This window comes from Pseudoalteromonas sp. S1727 (assembly GCF_005886375.1).
In the GTDB taxonomy this organism is placed as follows: domain Bacteria; phylum Pseudomonadota; class Gammaproteobacteria; order Enterobacterales; family Alteromonadaceae; genus Pseudoalteromonas; species Pseudoalteromonas haloplanktis.
Genome location: NZ_PNDT01000236.1, coordinates 1 through 899 on the forward strand (window position 1 = coordinate 1; position 899 = coordinate 899).

General features: G+C 38.6%; 2 protein-coding genes. Both read left to right on the forward strand.

Annotation, left to right across the window (positions count from 1 at the left end; all coding sequences use genetic code 11):
- Nucleotides 1-74 precede the first annotated feature (74 nt).
- The gene (gene trxA / locus CWB85_RS21810; protein WP_029216246.1) at nucleotides 75-401 is read left to right on the forward strand and encodes a thioredoxin TrxA; all 327 of its coding nucleotides are present in this window, start codon (nucleotides 75-77) and stop codon (nucleotides 399-401) included.
- A gap of 181 nt (nucleotides 402-582) precedes the next feature.
- Nucleotides 583-899, forward strand: a 317-nt coding sequence (locus CWB85_RS21815; RefSeq protein WP_212748249.1) for a Rho termination factor N-terminal domain-containing protein, incomplete at its 3' end; no start/stop codon positions are given.

Sequence of the window (899 nt, forward strand, 5' to 3'; positions counted from 1 at the left end):
GTTTAAACTTGCAATAAGAAACAAGAGTGTTTAAATACGCATTAAATAATTCGCCTAACTTATCGGAGAGCGCAATGAGCGAGAAAATTATTCAATTAACTGACGACGGCTTTGAGGCTGACGTATTACAATCAGACAAGCCTGTATTAGTTGATTTTTGGGCAGAATGGTGTGGACCATGTAAAATGATCGCACCAATTCTTAATGAAGTAGCAGATGAATTTGATGGCCGTGTTGTGATCGGTAAATTAAATATCGACCAAAATGCTGGCACACCACCTAAGTTTGGTATTCGCGGCATCCCTACACTACTTCTTTTTAAAGAAGGCCAAGTAGCAGCAACTAAAGTTGGTGCACTTTCTAAAACTCAATTAGTTGAGTTTTTAGAAAACAACATCTAAATGCAGATGAAAAAAAGGGCTTTTTGCCCTTTTTTTACATTTTTTTTGTATAAAGACTGGACGCCTAGCCAGTGACCTGCTAGTTTATAAAGCCAACTAATCCTTAGTTTACCAACGAACCTCTCTCACTAATCAATTTCGATTATATGAGCATGATAACTGTAATAAAGAACCCACCAATATGCATTTACGCGAATTAAAAGACAAGTCGATCAAAGAACTTGTAGACTTAGCTGAGTCCATGGGGCTCGAAAACGTAGCCCGCTTAAGAAAGCAAGATATTATCTTTGCTATCCTTAAAGCCCACGCCAAAAGTGGAGAGAATATTTTTGGCGGTGGTGTACTAGAAATCTTACAGGATGGTTTTGGTTTCTTAAGATCATCAGAAGCCTCTTACCTAGCTGGCCCTGATGACATTTATATATCACCTAGCCAAATTCGTCGTTTTAGTATGCGTACTGGTGACTCTATAATGGGTCTGATACGCCCACCTAAAGA